At 37.8% G+C, this 26085-nt stretch carries 20 protein-coding genes; 6 read left to right on the top strand and 14 right to left on the bottom strand.

Features of this window, described 5'->3' with window-relative positions:
- Window positions 1–638 precede the first annotated feature (638 nt).
- The 5 genes from BM327_RS12885 (at window position 639) to BM327_RS12865 (ending at window position 4865) form a co-directional block, all read left to right on the top strand.
- Window positions 639–1424, top strand: coding sequence for a hypothetical protein (locus tag BM327_RS12885; protein ID WP_139230371.1), 786 nt, complete (start codon window positions 639–641; stop codon window positions 1422–1424).
- A gap of 220 nt (window positions 1425–1644) precedes the next feature.
- Entirely contained in the window at window positions 1645–2409 is a 765-nt protein-coding gene (locus BM327_RS12880; protein WP_090251097.1) for a hypothetical protein, read from the top strand.
- A gap of 295 nt (window positions 2410–2704) precedes the next feature.
- Entirely contained in the window at window positions 2705–3322 is a 618-nt protein-coding gene (locus BM327_RS12875; RefSeq protein WP_139230370.1) for a hypothetical protein, read from the top strand.
- Window positions 3323–3460: 138 nt separating this feature from the next.
- Window positions 3461–4216 carry a sensor histidine kinase gene (locus tag BM327_RS12870; protein ID WP_090251090.1) on the top strand — a complete coding sequence of 252 codons (756 nt, stop codon included), beginning with the start codon at window positions 3461–3463 and terminating at the stop codon, window positions 4214–4216.
- Window position 4217: 1 nt separating this feature from the next.
- Window positions 4218–4865, top strand: coding sequence for a response regulator transcription factor (locus BM327_RS12865; RefSeq protein ID WP_090251087.1), 648 nt, complete (start codon window positions 4218–4220; stop codon window positions 4863–4865).
- Between the two features lie 15 nt (window positions 4866–4880).
- On the opposite strand, the gene hemN is transcribed toward BM327_RS12865, so the two are convergent.
- From hemN to BM327_RS12800, 13 genes are all read right to left on the bottom strand, one after another.
- On the bottom strand, window positions 4881–6233 hold the full coding sequence (gene hemN, locus BM327_RS12860) for an oxygen-independent coproporphyrinogen III oxidase (protein ID WP_090251083.1): 1353 nt from the start codon (window positions 6231–6233) through the stop codon (window positions 4881–4883).
- Window position 6234: 1 nt separating this feature from the next.
- A complete protein-coding gene (locus BM327_RS12855) occupies window positions 6235–7008 on the bottom strand; it encodes a radical SAM protein (protein ID WP_090251078.1) in 774 nt (257 codons plus the stop codon).
- Window position 7009: 1 nt separating this feature from the next.
- Complete coding sequence (locus BM327_RS12850; protein ID WP_090251074.1) at window positions 7010–7717, bottom strand: sulfite exporter TauE/SafE family protein; 708 nt, start codon at window positions 7715–7717, stop codon at window positions 7010–7012.
- Window position 7718: 1 nt separating this feature from the next.
- Entirely contained in the window at window positions 7719–8150 is a 432-nt protein-coding gene (locus BM327_RS12845; RefSeq protein ID WP_090251067.1) for a FixH family protein, read from the bottom strand.
- Entirely contained in the window at window positions 8147–9538 is a 1392-nt protein-coding gene (gene ccoG, locus BM327_RS12840; protein WP_090251062.1) for a cytochrome c oxidase accessory protein CcoG, read from the bottom strand. The genes BM327_RS12845 and ccoG overlap by 4 nt, the downstream gene beginning before the upstream one ends.
- Window positions 9538–10599: a cbb3-type cytochrome c oxidase N-terminal domain-containing protein gene (locus BM327_RS12835; protein WP_090251057.1), complete on the bottom strand. Its 1062-nt coding sequence runs from the start codon at window positions 10597–10599 to the stop codon at window positions 9538–9540. The genes ccoG and BM327_RS12835 overlap by 1 nt, the downstream gene beginning before the upstream one ends.
- Window positions 10600–10602: 3 nt before the next feature.
- Entirely contained in the window at window positions 10603–10770 is a 168-nt protein-coding gene (locus BM327_RS12830; protein ID WP_090251050.1) for a CcoQ/FixQ family Cbb3-type cytochrome c oxidase assembly chaperone, read from the bottom strand.
- A 1-nt stretch (window position 10771) separates the two neighbouring features.
- Window positions 10772–12940, bottom strand: coding sequence for a cytochrome-c oxidase, cbb3-type subunit I (gene ccoN, locus BM327_RS12825; RefSeq protein WP_090251045.1), 2169 nt, complete (start codon window positions 12938–12940; stop codon window positions 10772–10774).
- On the bottom strand, window positions 12940–13113 hold the full coding sequence (gene ccoS / locus BM327_RS12820; RefSeq protein ID WP_090251040.1) for a cbb3-type cytochrome oxidase assembly protein CcoS: 174 nt from the start codon (window positions 13111–13113) through the stop codon (window positions 12940–12942). The genes ccoN and ccoS overlap by 1 nt, the downstream gene beginning before the upstream one ends.
- 111 nt (window positions 13114–13224) lie before the next feature.
- The gene (locus tag BM327_RS12815) at window positions 13225–15573 is read right to left on the bottom strand and encodes a heavy metal translocating P-type ATPase (RefSeq protein ID WP_090251036.1); all 2349 of its coding nucleotides are present in this window, start codon (window positions 15571–15573) and stop codon (window positions 13225–13227) included.
- 62 nt (window positions 15574–15635) lie between these two features.
- Window positions 15636–16685 carry a response regulator gene (locus tag BM327_RS12810; RefSeq protein ID WP_090251031.1) on the bottom strand — a complete coding sequence of 350 codons (1050 nt, stop codon included), beginning with the start codon at window positions 16683–16685 and terminating at the stop codon, window positions 15636–15638.
- A gap of 42 nt (window positions 16686–16727) precedes the next feature.
- Window positions 16728–17264, bottom strand: coding sequence for a hypothetical protein (locus tag BM327_RS12805; protein WP_090251026.1), 537 nt, complete (start codon window positions 17262–17264; stop codon window positions 16728–16730).
- A 66-nt stretch (window positions 17265–17330) separates the two neighbouring features.
- Window positions 17331–18839 (bottom strand): sensor histidine kinase, encoded by a 1509-nt coding sequence (locus BM327_RS12800; RefSeq protein WP_090251023.1) that lies wholly within the window; start codon window positions 18837–18839, stop codon window positions 17331–17333.
- Between the two features lie 442 nt (window positions 18840–19281).
- Here BM327_RS12800 and BM327_RS12795 point away from each other — a divergent pair, with 442 nt between their 5' ends.
- On the top strand, window positions 19282–21120 hold the full coding sequence (locus tag BM327_RS12795; RefSeq protein ID WP_170853761.1) for a GH39 family glycosyl hydrolase: 1839 nt from the start codon (window positions 19282–19284) through the stop codon (window positions 21118–21120).
- 160 nt (window positions 21121–21280) lie between these two features.
- Here BM327_RS12795 and BM327_RS12790 read toward each other — a convergent pair.
- Window positions 21281–26085: PKD-like domain-containing protein (locus BM327_RS12790; protein ID WP_090251016.1), on the bottom strand; the 4805-nt coding region annotated here is incomplete at its 5' end.

Raw genomic sequence — 26085 nt, 5'->3', positions numbered from 1 at the left:
TAAGTATAATGATATACCATTGGAATCTATCAGGTTTTCCATCAATTGCTGTCAGCTTGTTTTGTATTTACGTCATTTCAATGTCTTTATATACACCCTATCATTTAATAGAAGTACCTATTAAAACCAGATTATGGATTAATCCTGTATTCTTGTTTTCAGTAGCTACACTTGTAATGTATTCTTTGAAGTTTTGGAATGTGTCTTTTCGTCCCGTACTGCATAAATTGCCTATGGAAATCATGTTGAAATATAAGTTCTTACTCTTCAATTTTTCAAATTATATAATGGAAATAGCTTATTGCGTATTTGTATTTATTCTGTTATATGGAGATAAAAAGGAACCTGTTCAACTGGAGGGAAATTGAGTTTAACTATAGAAGTAGACTAACTGTTGAATATTCTGATTTATTGATGGTTTTGGTGGGTACGATAGCAAAATGAGTGTAAGTCTGTTTTTTTAAAAGAAATACACGAAGTGTTCTTCATGTGATTCTGATATGTTTACTTGGCATTTTAGAAACTAAAAATGTGGTATCTTTTAAGCTATACGATTATTGTTTATGATCTTTATATGGATATTAACAAACCCAAGGAGTAGAATTCAAACTTTTGAAGAAAGCATATATAAAAGCAGCATGATGAAAGTATTCAAGTATCATAAGATTTTTATCGTTGCTAGTCTCCTTGCAATCTTAGGTGTTTTAGATATTAATCAATTCTGGCTGTTCAATAAATCAGTTCCATTTTTGGTTTACTTACTTGTTCTGGTTTCATCTTTAGCTTACGGGGTTTTTCAGTTTAAAAAGTTATCTCTACGTGGAAAGGCTTTATTGCTGTATTTATTCTTTGTATTGTTTGCAGAAATAAGCGGACAACAGCTTTTGTTTACCTTGGATGATGTTGGAATTCTCTTAATCTATACGCTATTATCCATCGCCGGCCTCGTTTTAAATTGGATGCTCTATACCAATTCCGTATTAAATTCAATTTTAACAAATAAGATATTGGTAATTGTGACCTTATTAGGGGTTAGTGTATCTGTTCTAGATTACCTGGTAAACCTAGGGTTAATCTTCACACCGAAAATTTCGATTTCTTTTTTGTGCCTAATTAACGTGTTGTTTTCCTTGTGTTACATGTATGCCCTATTTGATAGACCCAAGCTAACTCCCTTAAAAAAGGATACTCTATTTGTGTATTCGTTAGGCAATTTACTGATTTATAGCACCCTGTTTTGGGTCATATCTTTCTTACCTGTTTACTCTAAATTTCCAAAAGATTTTCTTTTTCAATACAGGTTTGTCTTTCATACTTTTCATATTCTAATTCAAATTATAGGTTATTTCTTGATAGCTTATGCGTTAAGCCTTGAAATCAAACACTTCCCTAAAGAAAACAGCGGCCCTAAAGCTGGTGCTTAATGTCCAATTCAAACAAGTACTTTGATTATGCACCCAAGCGGAGGGAGTAAATAGAGTGATTTTTTAAATAATGAAATTTGATGATAAGTTCGAAGTCAATGCATTGATAGCCCAAGGTTTCTTCCTTAAGGTTTTGTCAATAATCATCATCTTTATGTCTTCTGTCAAATAAACCGAACATTTACCTGAAATCTTATATCTTTGAGTAAATCAGCTCCTTATGCTACTGCAACGCGTTCAAAGTATTCAACGATTTCTAGGGTTAGATTTAACCTTGTTCGTAGCTGTTTCCCTCCTTTATTACTACTTAGATCAACTTAGTGTTCAGTATTTTTACTACAACTTTGTCTTATTAACAGGAGTCTTATACGGTCTAATTCATTTCCCTAAATTAACGCGCATGGCTCGGTTTATCAACTTGCTTTTTTTAGGTGTGTTTTTGTTAGAATCAACAATGATGTTCTTCAGAGTGCTGGAGATCAATAATCGCTTTAACTATTTGCTCATTACTGTTTTTCTCTATGCATTGAATTATCTTATTTTTTCTCTGTATTTAAAGTTTTCGCCCAAAGGAGAAAAGCGCTTTTATTGGGTGAGCTTGGGATTTTTATTCTTGATAATTTTTAATCCGTCTGTATTTTCGAGGGATTATTCATTTCCTTTTTTGTCTGTTGCTATCTTTTGCATCTATACCATCGTGCTGTGTTTGTTGAGCTTTGTCCAATTGATGGAAAGTCCGAGTTATATTCCGCTCGCTAAAAATCCAGTATTCCTTTTTTCATTTGCCAACGTATTGATCTACTGTGTGAAATTCTGGTCCTTATCCTTTAGACCGGTATTGTACAAACTTCCTTTGGAAATATTAATTGAATACAGGTTGATGGTTTTTGATCTTTCCACCATTTGCTTGGACATGGGGTATACCGTGATGCTGTACATTATATTTTTAAAACCGAAAATACTTGTAGAGGGGAAAAAGGGATAAAAAACAAGCGGCATTGATGATCATCAATGCCGCTTGGAGTGGTTAGTAAAATGCGTATTATATAAGTTCTCAATTATATATGACACAAAGATGCTAAGCCTTTAAGTTTTTAGCCCAAGGGGAGAGCCTGAAATCGTTAGGGGATTTCCCCCCTTTTCATGCATGTTTATGCCTGTATTTTATCGGATTATGAACAAAGCCACTTACTAGCGCTTACATTTGGACCTACCAAATAGATACCATGGAAATTCCAACTGTAAATTTATCCCCTGTCCAAATTCAAAAGTCTATACATATGTATCAAAATGTAAGTTCTAATGATTTATTTTTTGATGCTTATGGCAATTTCATAAGGGCTTATGCTTTTTCTAGAGAAGAGATAGGACTTGCCCTTCAAAAGGCGAAAGAACTCTGTTTAACACTTGCATGTACAGGAACTACTGAAGTAGCGAAGATGGAGGTGTATCTTTCTCCCATAAAGAATTTAACGGTAAACCTTGATGCTATGATGCCTTCATCTCAGCATCCTGTTACTTTGCCCATAAGTTCAAAAGACGTTAACAGTTTTGATGAGACGCCAAATCCTGTACAGTTAAATGAGGATTTGAAACAAGCGGTTCTGTCTGGAGAGGAAGTCTTGGTGTTACCCAATGGTGAAAAAATTACTTCAGTTAATTTTACGAAAGAATTTTTGGACTTTTTAGGTTTGGATAAAACAACCACAGAAGAGAATAAGAAAGATGTGTTTGTGTTTATTCCTGTGCTTTCTCCGGCGAAAGGAAATACAGTACCAAGACATTTGAACTTCTCAGTTGGACAAATGAAAGATGGGGTAATAAGTGGGAATTACGTTGGTTTGGGACATGCTTGCTCTAAAGAGTGTAACACTTATCAAGTCAGAACGGTCAATTAATAAGAGGTCACTAAGTATTACGTGGTTAAAATGAATTTCTAGTTACATTAGAATTTTCGCTAGCCTAAAAAAGAAAGATTTAGTTTAACTATATTAAGACCAATTTAGAGCACACTGCTTGATGTGATTTTTTACTTTATGTCTGATCAATTCGTAATAATATTTTCTGTAATTACCGGTACGCTACTGGTCATTTCCTTGTTGGTATTCATTATCTACTTTATTATTCTGTACAGAAGAAAACAAGAGGTTTTTGAGTTGGAAAGGGAACAATTTAAACAAGCGGTACTTCAAGCTCAAATAGAGATGAAGGAAGAAACATTGACCACAATCTCAAGAGAGTTGCATGATAATTTCGGGCAAGTTGCTTCTTTAATAAAGATGAACTTAAGTCTGTTAACCAAACATGTAGATGAAGGTGGAGAAGAAAATCTTAAACAATCCACGGAGTTAATTAAACAGCACATTCAGGATATTCGATCATTGTCTGTAAGTTTAAAGGGAGAAAATCTAAATCGTTTCGGGTTATTTGGTATGATTAAAATGGATGTAGATCGCTACGAAAAAGCGGGCGAGTTAAAAATACATCTCGAACTACCTACTGAAGATGTTGAGATTGATAAGGATAAAGAAATTTTCATGTATCGTATGGTGCAGGAAATTCTCAACAACGTAATCAAACACGCAGAAGCCACCGAAGTTTTTATCACCATTAAGATGGATGAAAACGACAGTTTCATTCGTATAGAAGACAATGGTAAAGGTTTTGTCTTGGAGGAAGTCAATTTGGGTTCAGGAATATTAAATATCAAAGAAAGGTGTAAATTTATCGGAGGAAGTTTTGATTTAAAATCAGTTCCAGGTAAGGGTACAACCTATCAAATTAGTATATAAAATGGAAAACATTAACATCGCTGTAGTAGACGATCATAAACTTTTTAGAAGTGGATTAGCCAACTTAATCCAAAACATCAATTCAAATTTTACAGTGGTTTGCGAAGCGGATCATGGAAAACATTTCTTAGAGCAGTTAGAAAACCAAATCATTCCCGATTTAGCCTTAGTGGATATTAACATGCCCGTAATGGATGGTTTTCAAACCGTTAAGCAATTAAAGGAGTTGTATCCAAAAATGAAACTTTTGGTGGTGACCATGAATGATGATGATACTTCTCTATTAAAAATGTTGCGTTTGGGTATCAAAGGTTATATCTCAAAAGATGTAGATCCTGAGGAGTTAGAGCGTGCGATTATTGATATGGTGGACAAAGGTTTTCATTATACAGAACAGATGACCTCTCAATTGATAGGAACCATTAACGGTGACAAGTCTGAATTGGAAAAACAAGATGCTTTAAACCCTAAAGAATTGCGCTTTATAGAATTAGCTTGCTCTGAAGATACCTATGATAAAATCGCTGACAAAATGTGTTTAAGCGTGAAAACCATAGATAACTACAGAGCATCTGTTTTTGATAAATTAGGTGTAAAATCTCGTGTTGGATTGGTGATGTACGCCATGCAAAACGGATTATTCATCTAAGTTATTCGAAGGATATTATATCGTAGAACTAAATAATTGCTCCCTTTTTTCGCGTTGGTTGAGTTTCAAATCGAAACACATGCAAACATTGCGAAGAAAGGGTTTTCCTTTTTCCAAAATTTCTAATTCATTACCCTTGTAATGTATAAGTTCATCGCTGATAAGTTCTTGAAGCAACTCTTGATTGATAAATTCACTTTCTGCAATTTGAGCTGGAATAGAGGCTTTATACCTACACATCAAATCTAAGATGAGTCTACGCACGATTTCGTCTTCTTCGCTTAAAAAATGACCTCTAAAAACGGCTAATTCACCGCTGTTGATTGTCGCTTGATAATCTTCAACGTGTTTGTCGTTCTGTGCAAAGGCTCCCCAAGCATCGGAGATGGCCGACATACCCAAACCTATCATCACTTCTGTACTTTGCGTTGTATAGCCCATAAAGTTGCGGTGAAGTTCACCCTTGTGATGGGCAATAGACAATTCATCCTCCGGTAAAGCAAAGTGATCCATCCCTATTTCTTCATAGCCTAATTTCAATAATTCTGCTTTTCCATATTCGTATAAGGCTTGCTTCTCTTCGTTTTTAGGAAGGTCGTCTTCGCTGTAACCGCGTTGACCAACACCTTTGATCCAGGGAACATGTGCATAACTGTAGAAGGAAATACGGTGGGGTCTTAACTGCGCTGTTTTAGCTATCGTATCTTGTATACTCTCCAAGGTTTGATGAGGTAAACCGTAGATAATGTCATGACTCACAGAAGTGAAACCATAATCCAAAGCCAATTGATGTACAGATTGAACCTGCTCGAAAGATTGAATTCTGTTAATGGTTTTTTGCACCTTCGGATCGTAATCTTGTATTCCAAAACTTAAACGATTAAAACCTAGTTCTCTAAAAGTTTTAAGGTGTTCTTCCGTAGTGTTGTTGGGGTGCGCCTCAAAGCTTAAACTCACGTTTGGGTCAAATAAACTAAGTGCGCGTATGCCCTGAATAAGTCTTTCTAAATTTTCGGGTTGGAAAAAAGTAGGTGTTCCTCCTCCTAAATGAATTTCCTTTATCACCATGTCCTCTCCAAGAAAGAAGGTGTACAATTGCCATTCTTTTAAAACTGTAAGTAAATAGGGTTCTTCCACCGCATGGTTTTTTGTGATGCGTTTATGACAGCCACAAAAGGTACAGAGTTGCTCGCAAAACGGGAGGTGTATGTATAAACTAACCTCTTTGTTGCGTCTTACTTTAAAGGCTTCTACCAAACTCTTTTTCCAAGCTTCCTTATCGATGTCCATATCCTTCCAAAAAGGAACTGTGGGGTAACTTGTATATCTAGGTCCAGGTTGGTTGTATTTGCGTATTAATTCACTCATTTTATGCTACGGTTGCAGTAATTCCTAATTGATTTAAACGTTGGGCGATGGTTTTTAATTGAGCAATACTTACCGCTTCTAAATCGGGAACGGCTGTAGTTCTATCCAAACTGTAAAGCATTACACTCTCGGGTTGTATTTCAACTACCTCTTGAAGGTATTTTTCTATTTCTTCGTCTTTGTAATTCCCCAACTTTTCATTGGCGTTTTTTCCTTTGAAAAACAAACTTTGTATGATGAGTTTATTGCCGTAGTTTCTCAAGTTTTCTTTTACTTTTTCATAGGTCAAATTCCCCAAAGGTCTGTTGATTAACTGAAAACTTTTTTCGTCTCCAGCATCGAGTTTGCAAATCGAGTAATCCGCAATATCCAATGCCTTTTTAACCTGACGTTTGTGTAGCATAGTGGCATTGTTTAATACCGCAATTTTTGCTTTGGGCAACAATAGATCCCTCACTGTTTTTACCGAGTACATGATCTCCTCAAAGTCGGGATGAAGTGTTGGTTCACCATTTCCAGCAAAGCTTATGGTGTCTATTTCTATACCTCTATCGTTGAGCATTTGGCACTTTAAAAGCAATTCTTCAATGATGTCTTCTACCGTTGGGAATTTTACATTTTGATGTTTTTCATGGTCTTCACCGCACTCACAGTACACACAATCGAAATTGCAAAGTTTGTGCTCTTTGGGCAAAATGTTAAGGCCTAAGGATCTGCCCAGTCTTCTGCTGGATATAGGTCCGAAAACTAGATATTTAAAGAGAAAAGTATGCATGTTAATGACAGTTAATTTGATTTGCGGGTAGCACCCCGATTTGTTCTTGGAGGGCAGGACTCATATAGGGTATCCCTAAGTTTGCTCCTCGCAGTACTAGTAATCCTCCTATGAGTATAAAAGAGGCTGGAATGAGTATTTTTAAATAGCGCTTGGCCTTGAAATGAAAGAAGCTTTTAAAGAAGGGTAGAAAGAACATCACGGGTAAAGTTCCTATTCCATAAAGGAACATGTACGTAGCACCGCCCTGCACGCTTCCCATTACCAAAGAGGCAATCAACGCCGAGTAAACCATACCACAGGGGAGTAAACCATTGAAAATCCCCATCATAAAGAAGGCGTCTAAACTTCTTTTCTGTAAGAGTTGGGCAAACTTTCCTTTCAATTGATTCAAGGCTTTAAAACCTACGTGCTGCAACTTAAATTTTAAGATTCCGAATTCACTTAAACCGATGAGTATTAAAGCTATTCCAGCCAGTATACTAAAACCTTGTAAGAAACCTATGAGTTTTAAAGAGCTTCCGAAAAATCCTAGAACCAAACCGAGTAGGGTATAGACCGTAATTCTACCAAAATTATACGTGAAAATGGAAATGAATTTTTGCAATGGCTGCATGTTCCCTACAGGTAGGGCAAGGGCGATAGGTCCACACATACCAAGGCAGTGAAGATTACTAATGAGTCCTAATGTTAATGCAGTCCAGAGCATTCTAGTAATAAATGTTTTTTTCTACTAAATATTCTTCGTTTTCAGCTTCCCATTGCACTTTTAACTGGTAGTTACCTTTGATCAAGTCTTCGCTAGCTATCCAAATAAAGTTGTTCTGTGGAGCTTTAAAATTAAGGTCCAACTGTGCATTGTTGGCCCTATATAAATTCACTTTCGTGTTTTCCTTTCCTGCCAAAGCTTGCGGAAAACTGATTTTAATTCCTGTTTCATTTTGCTCAACACGTATACTGTCTTTATAAACAACGGCACGTGCTTTTGCGTTTAAAGTTTGCTGAAAATTAACTTCTTGTGCGTAGTAATCTTCGGCATATAAATCGGTTTGAACCTTCTGCGCTTGGAATACCATAGATAAGATATAGGCCATAAAACCCATTAAAAATAATGCTATTCCCCATCCCCATGTAAACTTCATATTCTTGGTGCTATAAATGTTGTACTTACTGTTTCTACCAACTCTTCACCCTCGTAAATTCCTATCTCAAGGTCGGTTTTGAGTTGGGTTAAATCTTTCGGTTCTATGTAAATGATAAACTTAGATTTTGCTGCATCTCTGGCTTTTAGTGTAATATCATCTCCCACCATTTGTATTCTTCCTTCATGACCAATGATTTCGAAATGAACCGGAAGGTCTTTGTTGGTTTTGTTGATGATGTTGATATCGTAGATGTTGTATATCTCACCTGCTTCATTTTGCTCAAACAATGTTCCACGTGTACGGAGTAGCGTCACCTCAAAATCACTTCGCAACATCAATAGGGTTGTGAGCAGTCCTAATAAGCCAACCAAGACGATGGTATAAGCAATTACACGTGGCGTAAATTTAAAATTCTCCTTTTTAGATACACCGTCTTCAGAGTCGTAACGAATCAAACCTGTGGGCTGATTGGTTTTCTCCATCATGAAATCACATGCGTCTATACAAGCGGTACAGTTGATGCATTCCAATTGTATTCCGTTTCTGATGTCTATACCTGTTGGACAAACATTTACACACTGGTTACAGTCTATACAATCTCCTTGTCCGGCTTCTTTACGGTCTACTTTTTTGTTGAACTTGGCTCTGTTTTCACCGCGTTTGTAATCGTAAATAACGTTTAAAGATTTGCTGTCTAAGAGTACGCCTTGTAATCTTCCGTAAGGACAAATCGTTGTACACACCTGCTCTCTCAATTTCAAAAACACCATAAAGAAGATGAAAGTGAAAATCAATATAGCTATGAAACCAACGATGTGCTCAGAAGGAGAAGTCGTGGCAATTTCCCAAACTTGTTCGTACCCGATGATGTACGCTAAAAAAGTGTTGGCAATGATGAAAGAAATACCAAAGAAGATGCTGTATTTTAAACTGCGTTTCCAAATCTTTTCTCTATTCCATTCACTGTTGGCTAACTTTTTTTGCGCTTTGTAATCACCTTCTATCCAGTATTCTATTCTTCTGAATACCATTTCCATGAAGATGGTTTGCGGACAAATCCAACCACAGAAAAGTCGACCAAATATTACGGTAAAAACAACAATGAATAAAATCATTACCAACATGCTCAAGGCGAAGAGATAAAGATCTTGTGGCCAGAAAACCTGACCAAAAATGCTGAATTTTCGCTCAATAATGTTGAAGAGTAAAAAAGGCTCTCCATCTATCTTAATAAAGGGTATAGCAAAGAGGAGCAAGAGCAGGAAGTAACTCAATATCTTTCGCTTCGAGTAGAACTTTCCACTTGGCTTTTTAGGAAATATCCAAATGCGTTTACCCTGTGCGTCTACAGTAGCGATTTTGTCTCTAAACTCCTCTTGTGCCATTACTCTACATTTAAGGTGTCTGCAACTTCAACTGCAGCTTCTTCTGTTGTTTCCGCTTCAGCTGTTCCTTCTTCTACATACAAGTCCCCTTGAGGCTCCTTGGCGTTTGGAGGATTTGTTCCTCGCAAAGACTTGATGTATGAAGCAACTTGTTGCATTTGTACTGGATTTAATTCGTCTTTCCAGCTCTTCATCCCGTTTTGGGCTCCGTATTTTATCGTCTTGAATACATCGTTGATTGTACCTCCGTGTATCCAGTAATCATCTGTTAAGTTTGGACCAACGTCTCCACCTCCGCCTTCTTTGTGACAAGCGATACAGTATTGGTTAAACAACATTCTACCTTTAGAAATATCAACGTCATCTGTTAATACCGTTACGCTGTTTTCATCCACGTTCAAGGCTTGTTCTTTCAAGTATAAATCCACTGCAATTTTGGCTTCTTTAACCTCAGTTTGGTAGGCTTCCTCTTGCAAAGGAGAGATTTTGAAAACGTGGTAGTTCAATAAGTAAAGTACACCGGCGATGATACTTAAGTAGAAACCGTAGATCCACCATGGTGGTAAGTTGTTGTCCAACTCCTGGATGCCATCGTATTCGTGGTCCATCAAAATGCTTTCTTCCTCTTCTACAGGAACAGTATCTGTTAAGATTTGCGTAAGCTTGCTCGCTCTTTCTTTTACAAATTCTTGAACAGGCGCTTCGTCTTCTTCTTTCTTGTCGATGTGTATCAACTTATTGAAGAAGGTTCTGTAGTACACCAAGAAGGCAACCAAGGCTAAATCTATGGCCAAAAGGATGTAGATTTTTGTAGAAGTATAAAAACTTGCCTCTTCTACTGCTGGTGCGGCATCTTGTGCAAAGGTCCCTGTACTTGTTGCTACGAAAGCAAGGAGTAGCAACAAAGTTTTAAGGGTATTGTTTTCTTTTATTTTATTTACTTTTTGCTTGAAGGTATCGCTCTTGATGTACACTTTCATGGCATTTCCTAAACTGAATATGCTGAGTAGTAATACAAACGCGGTTACCACCAAGGCCCAAAATATTACACTTTTTTCCATGTTTTAATCGTTTAAAGGGTAATCACTTATTTCATTAATGTGTTTCTTTTTCATGCTGAATACCCAAAAGAATAATCCTATGAAAAAGGCTACGAAAATGACCAATGAGATGATGGGATAAATCTCTATACCATCAATAGAGGTCATGTGGTGTTTGATATACTTCAGCATCTTATTCTGTTTTAGTTGCTTCTAATTTATTAATGTCAGAACCCAATCGTTGTAAGTAGGCGATTAGTGCAACGATTTCTTTCTGCTTCAAGCTGGCTACATCTTCTTCTGTGTAGTTGTCTTTGGTGATGTCGTACAATACACTCTTCGCAATACGCTTAGCTTGTGCATCTATACTATCTCTTACCGCTTGTTCTTCTATGTTTTCGTAAGGAACACCCATGCTTTTCATTGCACTCATCTTGTTCAATACATGCTCAGCATTAAGGTCATCTTCTATCAACCATTCGTAAGTCGGCATGATACTTCCAGGAGAGATACTTGCTGGTTCCATCATGTGTAAGTAGTGCCAAGAGTCTGGACGGTTTTGTTTGTTCCCTACACCTTCTCTGTGTAAATCTGGTCCTGTACGTTTAGATCCCCAAAGGAAAGGGTGGTCGTATACGAATTCCCCTGCCTTAGAGTATTCTCCATAACGTGCTGTTTCGAAACGTAGTGGACGTACCATTTGAGAGTGACAGTTGTTACATCCTTCTCTGATGTACAAGTCTCTACCTTCTAATTCTAACGGAGTATAGGGTTTTACACTAGAAATCGTCTTCACGTTAGAGCTTACCAAGAAAGTTGGGATGATCTCTATGGCTCCACCAATAAGGATAACCACTAAACTCAAAATCAACATTCTTACCGGCTTGCGCTCAACCACTTTGTGCCAGTATTCTTTTTTCTCTTTTTTGTGTTCAATTACTAAGGCATTTACTGCTTCAGCATCTTCGTTGGCTACTAATTTACCTGCTAAGGCTGTTTTCAATAAGTTGTAACTCATCATTACAGCTCCTATGATAAACAAGGCCCCACCAGCTGCTCTCATAGCGAAGAAAGGACGTAACTGCGTAACTGTTTCTAAGAAATCTTTGTTTACCAAAGTTCCGTCTGGGTTAAATTGTTGCCACATTAATCCTTGTGCAAATCCTGCCCAGTACATAGGAATGGCGTATAACAAGATTCCTAAGGTTGCTATCCAGAAATGTGCGTTGGCTAACTTTTTAGAGTATAATGGCTTTCTGTAAATTTTTGGGATGATGAAGTACAACATACCAAAAGTCAACATACCGTTCCATCCTAAACCTCCTACGTGTACGTGAGCAATGGTCCAGTCGGTAAAGTGACTAATAAGATTCACTGATTTCAACGATAACATTGGACCTTCAAAAGTGGCCATACCGTAACAGGTTAAGGCAACCACCATGAATTTCAATACTACGTTATCACGTACTTTATCCCACGCACCTCTCAAGGTCAATAAACCGTTCAACATACCACCCCAAGATGGAGCAATCAACATGATAGAGAAAACAACTCCTAATGATTGTGCCCAGTCGGGTAAGGCCGTGTATAACAAGTGGTGAGGTCCAGCCCAGATGTAAATAAAGATTAAGGCCCAGAAGTGAATGATAGATAATCTATACGAGTAAACCGGTCTGTTTGCCGCTTTCGGTACAAAATAGTACATCAACCCTAAGTAAGGAGTTGTTAAGAAGAAAGCAACGGCGTTATGCCCGTACCACCATTGTACCAAGGCATCCTGCACACCAGCATACCAAGAGTAACTTTTCATGAAGTGAATCGGGAACTCAAAAGAGTTAACTATGTGTAATACTGCTACCGTAACGAAAGTGGCAATGTAGAACCAAATGGCTACGTACAAGTGCTTTACTCTTCGCTTTAAAATAGTAGCAAACATGTTCCAACCAAAAACTACCCAAAGCAAAGTAATGGCGATGTCTATCGGCCACTCTAATTCTGCGTATTCTTTAGAAGTTGTATACCCTAAAGGAAGTGTAATTACTGCCGATAAAATGATAAGTTGCCATCCCCAAAAGTTGATGTTACTTAGTTTATCACTCCACATTCTGGTTTTTAATAAACGCTGAAGTGAGTAGTAAACACCGGCGAAAATACCGTTTCCTACAAAGGCAAAAATCACCGCATTGGTATGCAGTGGTCTAATTCTACCAAAGGTAAGCCAAGAGGTTAAGTTAAGCGAAGGCCAAACGAGCTGACATGCGATTAACAACCCGACGAGCATACCAATTACACCCCAGATCACTGTGGCCAGGGCAAATTTGCTTACGATCTTATTGTCGTACTGAAATTTTTCTACTTCCATTACTGCTTAGTTCTATTGTTAGAAGTGATAGTTTGTTCATCGTCCATTAGCATGCGAACGGCAGGACTTTGATCATCCTCGTATTGACCATTAACTTGTGCCCAGATAAACGCTCCGAGAAATATGCTTGCCAAAAGCAAACTAACCGAGATGAGCAAAACTATTACTTCCATGTTGTACAAATTGTTCAACAAAGAGAGGCATTATTACAAGGGATTAAAATGTGTTTGATCAACCCCAAAATTGATTTTTGTCAATAATGGAAAATTGTCCAGAAAAAGCGGTTAGCGCAAGGTTCTGCGGGCAACTATACTTGTGCTAAGGGTGGTGAATAAGACTACAGAAATAGAACTTAAAGGCATCAAAATGGCGGCGAAAACAGGTGCGAAAATTCCTTGAACAGCAATAAATAAACCTATGGCATTGTAGAGAAATGAAAGCGTAAAACTACTCACAACAATGGCCTTACTTTGCTTGGCAAATTTCATGATTTGGGGGAGAAGGTGTAATTTCTTTCCGTCGAGTATGGCATCGCTTGCTGGGGTAAAACCGTGTTCCTTGTTGGCTACGGCAACACCAAAGCTACTTCTTGAAAGTGCCGCTGCGTCATTAATTCCATCACCTATCATCATTACTTTTTTACCTTCTTGCTCCAATTGCTCTACATAGGCAAGCTTATCCGACGGCTTTTGGTTAAAGTGAAGGTTGAGGAAACCAAATTCGCGTTTTAAAAATGCTTCGTTTTTATTCTTATCTCCAGTAAGTAAATGCAAGGTGTATTTATGGTGCAGTTTTGCTATACTTTCTTGTACTCCCGGTCTAAAATTATGCGTAGCTCTGAACCAACAGTGATAGTATCCGTTAATGGTTACGAACACGCCATTGATGTCTTTTTTACCCTCAAGTTCAGTGAATTCTGAGGATCCTACTTTATAAGTTAAGTTGCCTTTTTTAAAGGAGAGACCTTGACCAGGCGTTTCGGCAAAAGCTTCAATTTCCGTTTTTTGTGGCTCGTAATGTTCCTTTAAATAGTTATGTATGGCTATACTCAAGGGGTGAAGAGAGGAGGCTGTTGCGGTGAACAAAGTATCTATCTCTTCTTGGTTTAATTTTCCATCAAATGAAAGTTCAATTGCACTTGTATCTGTAAGGGTTCCAGTTTTGTCAAAGATGATATCTGTAACGTCGGGCAAATTGTCTATCAAATCCATTTTGCGGACAAAAAAGGCGTTTTTGGCCAAGAGGCGTTGCGCGTTTCCGTAGGTGAAAGGTAGACTCAAAGCCAGGGCGCACGGACAAGCCACTATCAACACGGCACTCACACTGCGCCATATCATATTTACATCGTGGAAATACCAATAGGTAGCCGTACCTAAACTCAATAGAAGTATGAACAGCGTAAAATACTTGCTTAAGGCATTGGAAAGTAAAGTGAGTTTATGGTCTTTGGGACGCAAAGAGGAGTTTTGGGTGTTCCAAAGCGAAGTCAAATAACTCTGATCTGTTTTTTTAACGACTTGCAAGAGTATGCGTCCACCCATTTGTTTTCCACCTGCATAAACGGCTTCTTTTTGAGTAGGATATTCGGGTGTACTTTCACCTGTAACAAAACTGTAGTCAATTACGGGTTTCCCTTCCATAACCAAGGCGTCCGCTGGGATTAGTTCTTTGTGGCGTACTTGAATGATATCTCCCGGCTGGAGGTCTGAAATATTCGTGGTTTCAAATGCTTCTCCCTTTTTACGTTGAATAGCTATGGGGAAAAAAGAAAGTGTATCTCTATCAAAATTTAAATGATTATAGGTCTTGTCTTGGTACCACTTTCCTATCAATAGAAAGAAAATTAGTCCAGACAATGAGTCGAAATAGGCCTGACCGGTGTAAACAAATAGTTCGTAGGTGCTTCGAACAAATAGCGTGATGAGTCCTAAAACGATGGGCAAATCCATATTAAAAACACCGTTCTTTAAACCGATAAAGGAGTTTTTAAAATAGTCCCAACCCGAGTAAAAAGTAACCGGTAAACTCAAAAAGAAAGAAAGGTAGAGGAACAGATCTCTAAAGCTTTCATCTTCGCTCATTCCTAAATATTCCGGAAAGGCAAACAACATGATATTTCCAAAGCAGAAACCAGCAACCCCAATTTTAATCAAGAGCTTTTTATTGCTTTTTGCAACGGTTTCTTGCGTACTAAAATCTGGAGGATAACCCAGTTTTTGAAGAAAACTTGCAAAGGCAATGATGTCTGCATTTTTCGTAAGTGTGAATTGAACCTTCTTAGCATTGAAATTCACCTCGGCGTGTTCTAAACCTTCGTAAATTTTAGGAAGGTTTTCGAGCAACCAAATACAGGAATTACAATGGATTTGTGGTAAGTGAAATACGACTTTTTTGAGGGTCTCATTTTCAAAGAAAAGGTACTTTTTCTGGATTTCAGGTAACAACAGAAAATCGAAATAGCCTTGCTGGTTTTCGTCTATCTTAACACCTGGTGAATTGTTGATGGTGTAGAAATCGCCCAGTGCATTGTGCTGTAGTATTTCGTACACAGATTTACATCCGTTACAACAGAAGTTCTTGTCGTCTAGAACGATAGTGCTTGCGCATGTATCTCCACAATGGTAACAATTCATGCTGCAAATGTCTTTAATCAGAAAAGCTTAAGAATTGACAAATGTCAATTTATTGATTAATTCTATACCAGGTCGATGAGGCGCGACAATTCTTCTGGCTTTAGAACTGTGATTTCTCTACCGCTGGTACGTATTACACCTTCACTTTTAAAGGTGCTTAAATTACGCACCAAAGATTCTTTGGCCGTTCCTACGATGTTGGCCAAGTCGTCTCTAGAAATATTTAAGGTATGCACCCCATCTTTCTCACATAAGTTTAAAAGTGTACGCGCAATTCTTTCTTTAACTGGAGCGTAAGCCAATTGCAAAAGTTTTTCCTCTTTTTCCTTGATGTTCCCTGTCAATAATTTGATGAATAGGGTAGCTACTTCTCGGTTACTTTCTATCAACTTTAAGAATTCCTTTTTAGGAATAAGTGTGATTTCTGTATCCTCTAAAGCGATGGTACTTTCGTTGTGCTCACTTCCTTCCAAAAGGGCCATGTAACCGAAAAATTCTTCGGGGTTAATGATTTGTGTGACAAAGGTTTTTCCGTAACTGTCTGTTTTCTGACATTTAACTTTCCCTTTGTTTACATAGTATAAGTAATGGGCAAAATCACCTTCTCTATACAACTCTTCTTTTGCCTTGTAAGATTTGGTTTTCTTGTGCTCCAATAAACTCTTAATATCTTGGTGTTTGTTGTCTTCTTCTATCACGGCACCCTGACCCACAAAAGCTTGCAAAATTTGCGATTTGATTTTCTGGTTACGGGCAATACGCGTTTCTATAGAAGAGATCAAACTTTGTTCGTCGAAGGGCTTCAACAAATAGTCATCTGCTCCTAAATTCATTCCCTTACGAATGTCCGTTTTTTCAGCTTTGGCTGTTAAAAAGATAAAAGGAATGCTCGAAGTTTCTGGATTTTTAGTCAGGATGTTAATTACACCATAACCGTCCAATTGAGGCATCATTACATCACAAATAATGATGTCTGGCTTAGTAAGAATGGCCTTTTCTATACCTTCCACACCATTACACGCGGTGATTACTTCATAGTCGTTAAGCTCTAAAATTTCTGTAGTATTTAACCTAAAATCTTCGTTGTCTTCTATGAGTAATATTTTCTTCATTGCTTAGTATTGATGTATAAGATAAAGGTAAGTAAAATCAGCCTAAATGTGAGGTACGTTTAACAGAAATCCCCCCTCTTGCTCAACCATATTTAGACGACGAATTACTTCAGTAAGTTCACCTATTGATGTAGTATCTTCCGAATTTTGTTCGAAAGACAAGTGATAGGTATAACGAGAAGAGGTTGGTAAGAATAGGGGGACCTGATATTGTTTTAATTTTCTACTAACGCTCTTTGGAATTTCATAGGTAAACAGGATAGCGTCGTATTTGTTCGCATCTAGTTGATTTTGAACCAAGTCTTCTATCTCGCCAATACGAACTTTTCCGTGGAGCTGAAAATTTATTAAATGTTGTGTTAAAGCTTTGTTTTGTAAAACGATAGCGTCCATTTTTTTAACTTTCTCCCTGTAAATCAGGTCGTTTAAGTTCATTATGCTAATGGCACTGTCTTTCTGCGGTTCATATCCGTGAATCACATCTATGTGCACGTTGTTATCGGCAAAGTACTCGAGAACATTGTGCAGGTAAGGAACTATACTTTCCTCTAAAGACGTTATGACTAACAGCTTAAACATCTTACAAAGATGAGTGTTGTTAGTACTTTAAATATTGACGATTAAGGTAAAGAAAATTGATATTTATCAATTTTTTGGAAAGCACAATTCAAAGGTAGATCCTTCGCCCACTTTACTGGTAAAGGTGATGTTTCCTTCCAAAACATCCATGTATCTTTTTACAATGTTGAGTCCCAGTCCAGTACCTTCGATGTTGGTTACATTTCTTGCCCTGTGAAAACGAGAAAATAAGCGTTGTTGATCTTCTTCCGGTATTCCAATTCCTTGATCCTTCACTTTAACATGTATGTTACCATTTTCTTCGCTAATGATGAGGTCAATTGTTGCACCTTCTGGACTGTATTTACAGGCGTTAGAAACCAAATTGGTAATACAGTTTTTCAAGATGTTTTGATCCGATGAGATGACTTGTGAGGTCGTTAAACCGTAATCGAGTTCTATAAATTGTTCCTTGCGCTTGATCAATCCCACTTCATCTATTACTTCCTCAATTAAAGAATGGAAATTGAAACTAGAAACATTGGGTTTGATTAACCCAGACTCTAATTTTTCCAAAGAAAGGAAGTCGTTCAAAATTTGCGTAAGATTCGAAACCATACGTTTAATACGCTTCACGTGCACGGAGCGCTTTTCATCTTGTTCCGTTTCTGTGTACTTAGAAATAAGGGTGGCAGAGGTATCTATGGTACTCAAAGGAGTTCTAAATTCATGCGAAGCCATGGCCACGAAACGCGATTTCAATTCATTCAAGTCTTTCTCCTTTTGCAAGGCGCGTTCTATGTTCAATTCAGCATGTTTCTCTATGGTCACGTCCATTTCTACCAACAAAGCACTGTCGGTAGCTCCATTTTTTTCAGTTAATGGAACCCCGTAAATAGAGAAGTATTTTTCCTTAAATTCTATTTCAAATTTAATGGTTTCACCCTTGAAAAGACGGGGTAGTTTTTCGGTAATCACGGGTTTTACATGATCTCCCAAACGTTCAATAAAAGAGATTCCTTTTAACGAAGAGTCGGTCAATCCCATGCTACGTAACATCGAACCATCGGCCCATTCTATAATGAAGTTTTTATCGATGATAAAGATGTTTCCATTTGGGAAGTTCTCGGCTATGGAACGTAACATTTTGTTTTGCGCATTTACCTCTTTGGTACGCTTCACAACTTCCTCTTCCAATTGGTTGTTTAGCTTTTTCAATTCCGTATCTATGGCCACACGTTTAGAGATGTCTACCACAAAGGCAATGGATTTGGTTTCGCCGTTTTCTTCGTAGTGACTCAAACTGACTTCCACCGGAAATTCAGTACCATCTTTACGCAAAGCCATCAAGTTTCTCCCAGCTCCCATAGAACGGTTAGAGGGAGCGGCGTTGTATTTTTCACGGTAGCCAACATGACTCTTGGTATACCTTCTAGGGATCAGTATCTCAAGCTTTTGACCCAAGATTTCCTTTTCATCATCATAACCAAAAAGTTTCAAAAGTTTCGGGTTCAAAGTGTCTATCACCCCCGAGCTATTTACCACCAATAATCCTTCATTACTGTGCTCAAATATCTTCTCAAACTTCTCGTTCATGCCTCAAAAATTTGTAGTAAAAGTAAACAGATTAATTTTTCCATTCTTTTTTACACAGAATAATTTACCTCAGGACTCCTTACTCACACTCCATACTGTCTTGGCAAACGGCCGTGCCATCCATTATAGTCCCTTCGTTACGACCTAAGTCGCACAAAAAATCAATGCCACTTCCGGTGGTCGTAACCTTTCCCTTGCGCTTACTAAGGCCTAACTTCACGGCGCTGCCATTGCTGTCACTGTTTGAGAAGGAAAATTTGAAATTCAAGGTGAGAATTTCGGAAAAATAACTATGTTTATTGGTGTAGTGTATTGTAAATCAATTGACTAAAAAATGCGTTCTAAATACAGAATTAATCAAAGGCATATCAAACGAATGAGGTGGAAGGGAATGGCTCTTTTATTCTGGTTGTTTTCATGCCCGCTGTTGAGTCAAACAACAGTGAACTTATATTTAGACACTCTACTTACACCAGTAGGTACAAATTATCAACCTGGGGTATTTTATGTACCAAAAACAACAGCGGCGCAACAAGATTTCTTAACCAATGGTAAGCGTCAGAACTCCATTCGTTTGCATGTAATTGAAAGTGCGTTGAATAACTCTAGCAACCTTCAAGATTGTTTACAATTATTGGACGGGGTTCAAAGCACCTTGCAAGAGCTAGCGAATAAGGCGGATAAAGTATTTTTTATTTTCGAAAAAATGCCGGCATGGTTGAGTAGTTCTTCAGACGGTACAGCTGCAACTACACCCGGTTGGTATGTGCTGAATACTAAACCACCTAGTAGTTACGCCCATTGGGATACTATGGTGGTGGCCATGGTCAATAAAATTGTAAATGATTTTGGTATAGATAACGCTTATTTTGAGTTTTGGAATGAACCAGATTTGGGTTCCTGGACGGGTACAAGCGCTGAATATTTCAAGCTTTTTCAACACACTTACGATGCAGTGAAATCCGTGAATACCAACCTTTCAGTAGGAGGTGCGGCAACAAACTTTTGGGCCAACAATATTAACTATCAACCTCCTTATGGTTATGTTAGTAATGCTCGGGGAGATTCATCCCTCATTGGTCAACTCTTAGATTCTACCTATGCTTGGAACAAAAGTTTAGATTTCATTTCATGGCACAGTTTCAATATTAGTTATCAAAGCAATCACAACGCAGTTGAATATATTGAGCAGAAGTGTAATAGCTTGGGAATAAACCTTCCTTCCTTAGTAATAAGCGAATGGAATACGCAGTCAGAAGTGAGAGAAACACCACTCCAAAAAGCTTATTTTGTAAAGCACCAGATAGCTTTGGCCGCAAGTCCTATTGAAAATAACATGGTTGCTGCTTGGCAAGATTTTGAGCAAAGCACAAATGAGTTTCATAAGGATTATGGTTTACTTAGTTATGGAAGTATACATAAACCTGCCTATAAAGCCTTGTGTTTGGCCAATGAATTAAAAGGAGTTCATGTTCAATATGCGGCAAATGCTCCTGTAGATTTGGTGGTTTCTGCTCACAGTGATACACTTAATGTATTGGTGTCCAATTATATTCCACCTGCGCTGGTGGAGGCTTTCAATCATAGCCTTTTTGAAGGGAAACTCAATGTGAATCAATTCGACAGTGCAGGGTATATAGATTTGACAGGTGGAGATATAAGCCACCTAGATTCCATTTATCAAGGATTTATAAGTGTCTCCAATAATCATCCTGTTCCTGCTTCAATCAATAATGCGATCCCCATATATGCCCATTTCGATAGTTTACAACAAGTTAACAGACAATTTAAGTTGGAAGTGCTTGGGTTAACAGGGAATCACTTGGGGAGAAGTTATCGTATAGATAATACCATCAACAATGCACACCACGTTTATGATTCGCTCATCGCTGAAGGGTATACTCAAAGTGCAGCAATTGGAATCATAACGGCAAATCAATCCTTAGCGCATGCCCCTGTGCAATTAACGAATGGTGAACTTTCTTTCAATATGCAACCCAACGCGGTTCAATTGTTTCAGTTTGTTATTCCTGAACTTTTGAAAGTAAATGAACAGCACGCTGATCTAAAGTTATTTCCCAATCCGACGCACGACAAATTGAACATAACAGGTAATTCAATTTTGGGCAGAATAATCCTTTTGGATAATCTAGGAAGAACTTTAATCAAGGAAGATGCTTCTACAAAAGAATTCACCGTGGATTTGAGTTCATTTCCAGCAGGAATATATTTTATCCGTTTTGCAAATCATGCCCAAAGCTTTAAAGTTGTAAAGCGATAATTTGAGTTTGATGCAGGGCTGTTTTTGGCAAACGGCCGTGCCATCCATTATAGTCCCCTCACTTTGTATGAAATCAAAATTCAAGGTTCAAAATTCAAAAGAAGATAATCCTTAAATCTTTAAATTTCCCGATATCATCGGGAACTTAAATTTTAACCAGCTATTTAATCAAATTAACATGACCCGTAAATTGTTTTCTTTCACCGTCTTGAAGCGCATCTATTTCGAGTATCCAGGTGTATGTACCGTCTTTACAAATATTGTTACCAAGGTTGTGAACGCTTCCGTTCCAACCTATAGTAGGTTTGTTACTTTCAAATACCAATTCTCCCCACCTGTTGTATATCTTTAAATTGTAAGTGTGTTGATCATAGCCTTGAGCAAGTATGGGTTTAAACACATTATTGAAATCATCTGCATTTGGAGTAAAAGTGTTGGGAACATAAAGTATTAAATCTTCTTTAATAGTAATCGTTTTCTGTGTAGTATCACTACAGCCTATTTCGTTTGAAGCGGTGAGAATAATAGTATAGTTTTGCCCATAATCAGGGTAAGTATGTACAGGATGTTCAACTATACTAGAGCTTCCATCGCCAAAATCCCACACATAGGATGTTGCATAAAGAGATTGGTTGATGAACTGTACCGTGGGGTCGAAAGTAGAAATGGTTGAGTTGTCTATATAGATACTTGCAATAGGAGTTTTATATAAACATACCCCGTTAATCATGGTGTTGTTAGAAGCACACCCTGTAATGTCCGTAACCGTAAGTGAAATATCATGACAACCAATTTCTGTAAACTGGTAACCAGCTAAACCGAATTGCGCAGAGCTATCTAGATCACCAAAATACCATTGGTAATTCCAAGATGGTTGCGTTTCTTCTGCTGTAAAGAGAACGTTTAATACATCACATCCTATACTATCAGAAATTATGAATTCTGCATTGGGTATTGGTAGAATTGACACAATAGTATCTATTTCATTGGTACAACCATTTAGTGGATTTAGAGCGTGTAGGCTTAAATTAAAGACACCCATGGAGTCGTATATGTGGGTTGGATTGACCAAGAAAGAAGAATCGCCATCACCAAAATACCACATGAAATCTAAGTTACCGATACTGTTGTTTTGGAAGGCTACAGGGCTTTGTTCACATATAGGGTCTGTAATGATCTCCAAGCCAACAATTGGAAGAGGGTGTACAGTGACTTCTAGAGTGCTATCCGGTCCAATGCAACCATTTAGATTAGACGTTGCAGTTACCGTGTACTCTACAACATGACTTGTTAATGTGTTGTTTACAAGATTGTCATTAATGTATGAGTTATTTTGAAGCGGAAAAGAGGTTTCATTGTACACGTTAGGTGTTGGGGTAGCAATCCATTCAAATTGACTCGGAAGAGTAGCATTTAACAATATGTCTGTGGATTGTTCAGAACAGATTTCTATATCTGTATTCAGAACCTTTGGAGAAGGATGAACAGTGATCGTGTAGTCGACAGCTACCCCGTCACAACTGTGGTTATTAAGGACAAAACTTGGGGTGATAGTAACCGTGGAAATAATATCATTTATGCTGGTATTTGTCGCTACGAAGGCGGGAACATGACCAATACCATTAGCATTTAAACCAACATCTGTGTTTGAATTTGACCAATTGAATTGAGTGCTAGCTATAGAACTTGACGGGGTGATTTGCACAACATTGTTATTGTCGCAAATCTCTATATCTAAAAGGGGAGATACATCTGTTTGCGGAAGAACCTGAAGGTTGAACGACGTGGATGAGCCATAACATGTTGTTCCGAAATTAGAGAAACTTGGAAGTACATTAATTGTAGATGTATTGATAGAACCGCTTGTATTATTCGCTGTAAAACCAGGGAGAGAGTTGATGTCATTTTGTAAATAAAGACCTGTGCTTGTATTGGAAGAGGTCCAAGTGTAAATACTACCATTTACGGGACCATTAAATGAAATTGGAGCTACGATTTCGTTATGACAAAAAATGGTGTCGGTTAGCGGGTCTACGGTTGGTATAGGGTTAACAAATACACTAACCGGTATAATAGGGCTAGAGCAACCATTTACTGTTGAAGTTGCAATTACATGATAGATTACCTCCTGTGGAAAGTTGACCAGGTTTTCAAGTATGTCGTCGATTATATCCCCATTTACCACACTTGTGGTTTCATTCAATATGTCTACGGATGGATCTGCATACCAACTGAAGTTAACATTAGTGTTTGCTACCAAATGAAGGTTTAAAGGGGTATTAGAACAAACGGCTAAACTATCGGAACTAATCAATTCTATGGGTGGTTTAACGGTTACAACTAGTGGTTGAGCTTCTCCTATACAATTACCTTCCGTTGAAACCGGAAATACTGAGTATACTACTACCTGATTTGTGTTTGAGTTGTTTATCAGATAATCATTAATTAGAGTATTGGTGCTTGTTGAAATAGATTCGCCGCTAACGTTTGGATTATCTATACTCACGAACCAACTGAATTCAGCAGCTACATTAGAAGCAAGTAAAACGTTTACAGGAGATCCAGAACAAATTTCGATGCTGGTAGGCATGCTTAATTCTATGTCTGGTTGAACAATAACCTGTATTATAGTATCACGGCCTGGACAATTATCTACTATGGAAATAGGAGTAACAATATATTCAACTATTTGTGGAGAACTCGTAGTGTTGGTTAGGGAATCCTGAATAAATGAGGTGTTCTGAAGTTGTAAAGTTTCTCCACTAACATTAGGGTTATCAATTGCTAACCAATTAAAATTAGAGGTAATTGAAGCCGATAGGCTAATATTTGTAAGGGTATTGTTACAAATTAAAGTATCCATAATATTGGTTAACGTAGGGAGTGGATTCACGATGATTTCTGCCAATTGAGAAGTGTCTACATCACAACCATTCCCAGTATAATTTAAAGTGACGAAATAATTGAAATTACCGGGTTGGTTCATAATTGGAAAATAGGAACTATCTGTTTCGCCAAGTATAGCTTGATTTGGACTTCCAACTAAGTACCATTGATAAATTGGATTCCCCACCCCACCTTGATGCGATATAGATAATGCAGAGTCTATGGGGTCCTCGAAACAAATGGTTTGAGAAACTATAGGATCTACAGTAATAATAGGGTCTATATTAATTACAACCGTTGCTATGTTGGATGTAATCATATCACAACCTCCAGTTAGAAAATTGATTTCACAGTAGTAATAAAGGCTATCTACTTGGTTGGATGGTGGAGTGTAGGAAGATGTGGTTGCTCCATTTATAATAGTTCCATTTTGACTTGAATAAGTTGTGTTTACGTACCACTGATAGTTTCCTGTCCCCGTACCATTAATGTAAGATGTTGACAAGGGGATTGTACTTCCTCCTAAACAAAGTTCTTGGTATCCAATGGGGTGTTGATCTATACTCGGAGGTGCGTTAACAACTATCGCTGCTGGTTGACTTGTAGTTGAACAATCTACTCCTGTTTGAGTTAGAACACAATAATAGTATACAGTTCCAACAATTGCTGTTGAGGGGATGTAGGTTGAGTCCGTTGCTCCTGGAATTAATGTTCCTGCAGAGGTATTAGTAGATACATTGTAATACCATTGGTATGAATTTGCACCAATACCACCCGTTGAAGAAACGCTTAGAGGAAGAGTTGATTGAGAGTTTTGACAATACTCAGCGTCTTGCGGTTGCAATGTAATTATTGGATCGGGTAAGATCACGATGAATGAAGTGTCGGAAGTAAGTAAATTACAACCATTCCCATCTAATTCTATTTCCACTGAATAATTAAAATTTCCTGTTGTTGAGTACATAGGTGGAGTATAAGTTGAAAGGGTATCATTCACAAGTGATACATTTCCTAAATACCATTGATAACTTGGGTTTCCTATTCCAGAGCTATATGCAACCTCCAACGGAGAAGATAAGGTTCCGCCCGCACACAAACTATCATTTTCTAGCGGCTGAATTGAAATAACAGGTTGAGGATAAACATTCACTTGTCCAACAGGTGAAATAATTTCGGAACAACCTCCAATATTGAAACTTATAATACAGTAATAATAATTGCTACCTAATGTACTACTATCACTTAATGGGGTGTAAATGTTTGAAGTTGCACCAGGTATGATTACTCCTCCAGAATTTGAATTTACAGTATTGACGTACCATTGATAATTTGCACTGCTTGTTCCATTTTGATAATTTACTTCGAGGGGTAAGGCAATTCCATCTAGACATAAATCTTGCGTAGATAAAGGTAAGGTGCTGAAAACGGGTGCAGGTGTAATTTGTATAAGAGCAGTATTTGAAGTGACATTACAATTTGCACCTGTTTGTGTGACTTCACAGTAATAATAGATGTCACCTATATTGCTAACATTAGGAACGAAAGTAGAATCAGTAGCCCCAGGAATCGCATTTCCAGAGGTGTTATTATTGGTTGTATTACTAAACCATTGGTAGCTGTAATTTCCTAAACCACCCGAAGCACTTACCACTAGAGTATCAGGATTACTGGCGTTTTGGCAATAAATAGCATCTATGGGTTGAAGATTAATTACGGGGTCAGGAAGTACAGTGATGTGTGTGGAGTCAGATCCTACAGCGTCACAACCGTTTCCATCTAAATCAATAATGACTTCTACAAAGTAATCTCCCGTAGTATTAAAATTAGGAGGTGTAAAAGAAGGTGAATTATTTGTGATTTGGGTACCATTCACAAACCACTGGTAACTTGGATTTCCTACTCCCTGAGTATAACTAACCGTAAGAGGATTGTTAATACTACCTCCCACACAAATACTGTCAAAGGCCAAAGGTTGTACATCAATAATAGCTTGAGGTTGAACAATGACTTGGGCAGTGTTCGAAACAATTTCAGAACATCCACCTCCACTTAAAGTAATGATACAGTAGTAATAGAGAG

Origin of the sequence: Lishizhenia tianjinensis, assembly GCF_900116425.1 — a bacterium.
GTDB classification, from domain to species: domain Bacteria; phylum Bacteroidota; class Bacteroidia; order Flavobacteriales_D; family Crocinitomicaceae; genus Lishizhenia; species Lishizhenia tianjinensis.
The sequence above is the reverse complement of the archived record's forward strand: the minus strand, read 5'-3'. Positions and strand labels throughout refer to the sequence as shown.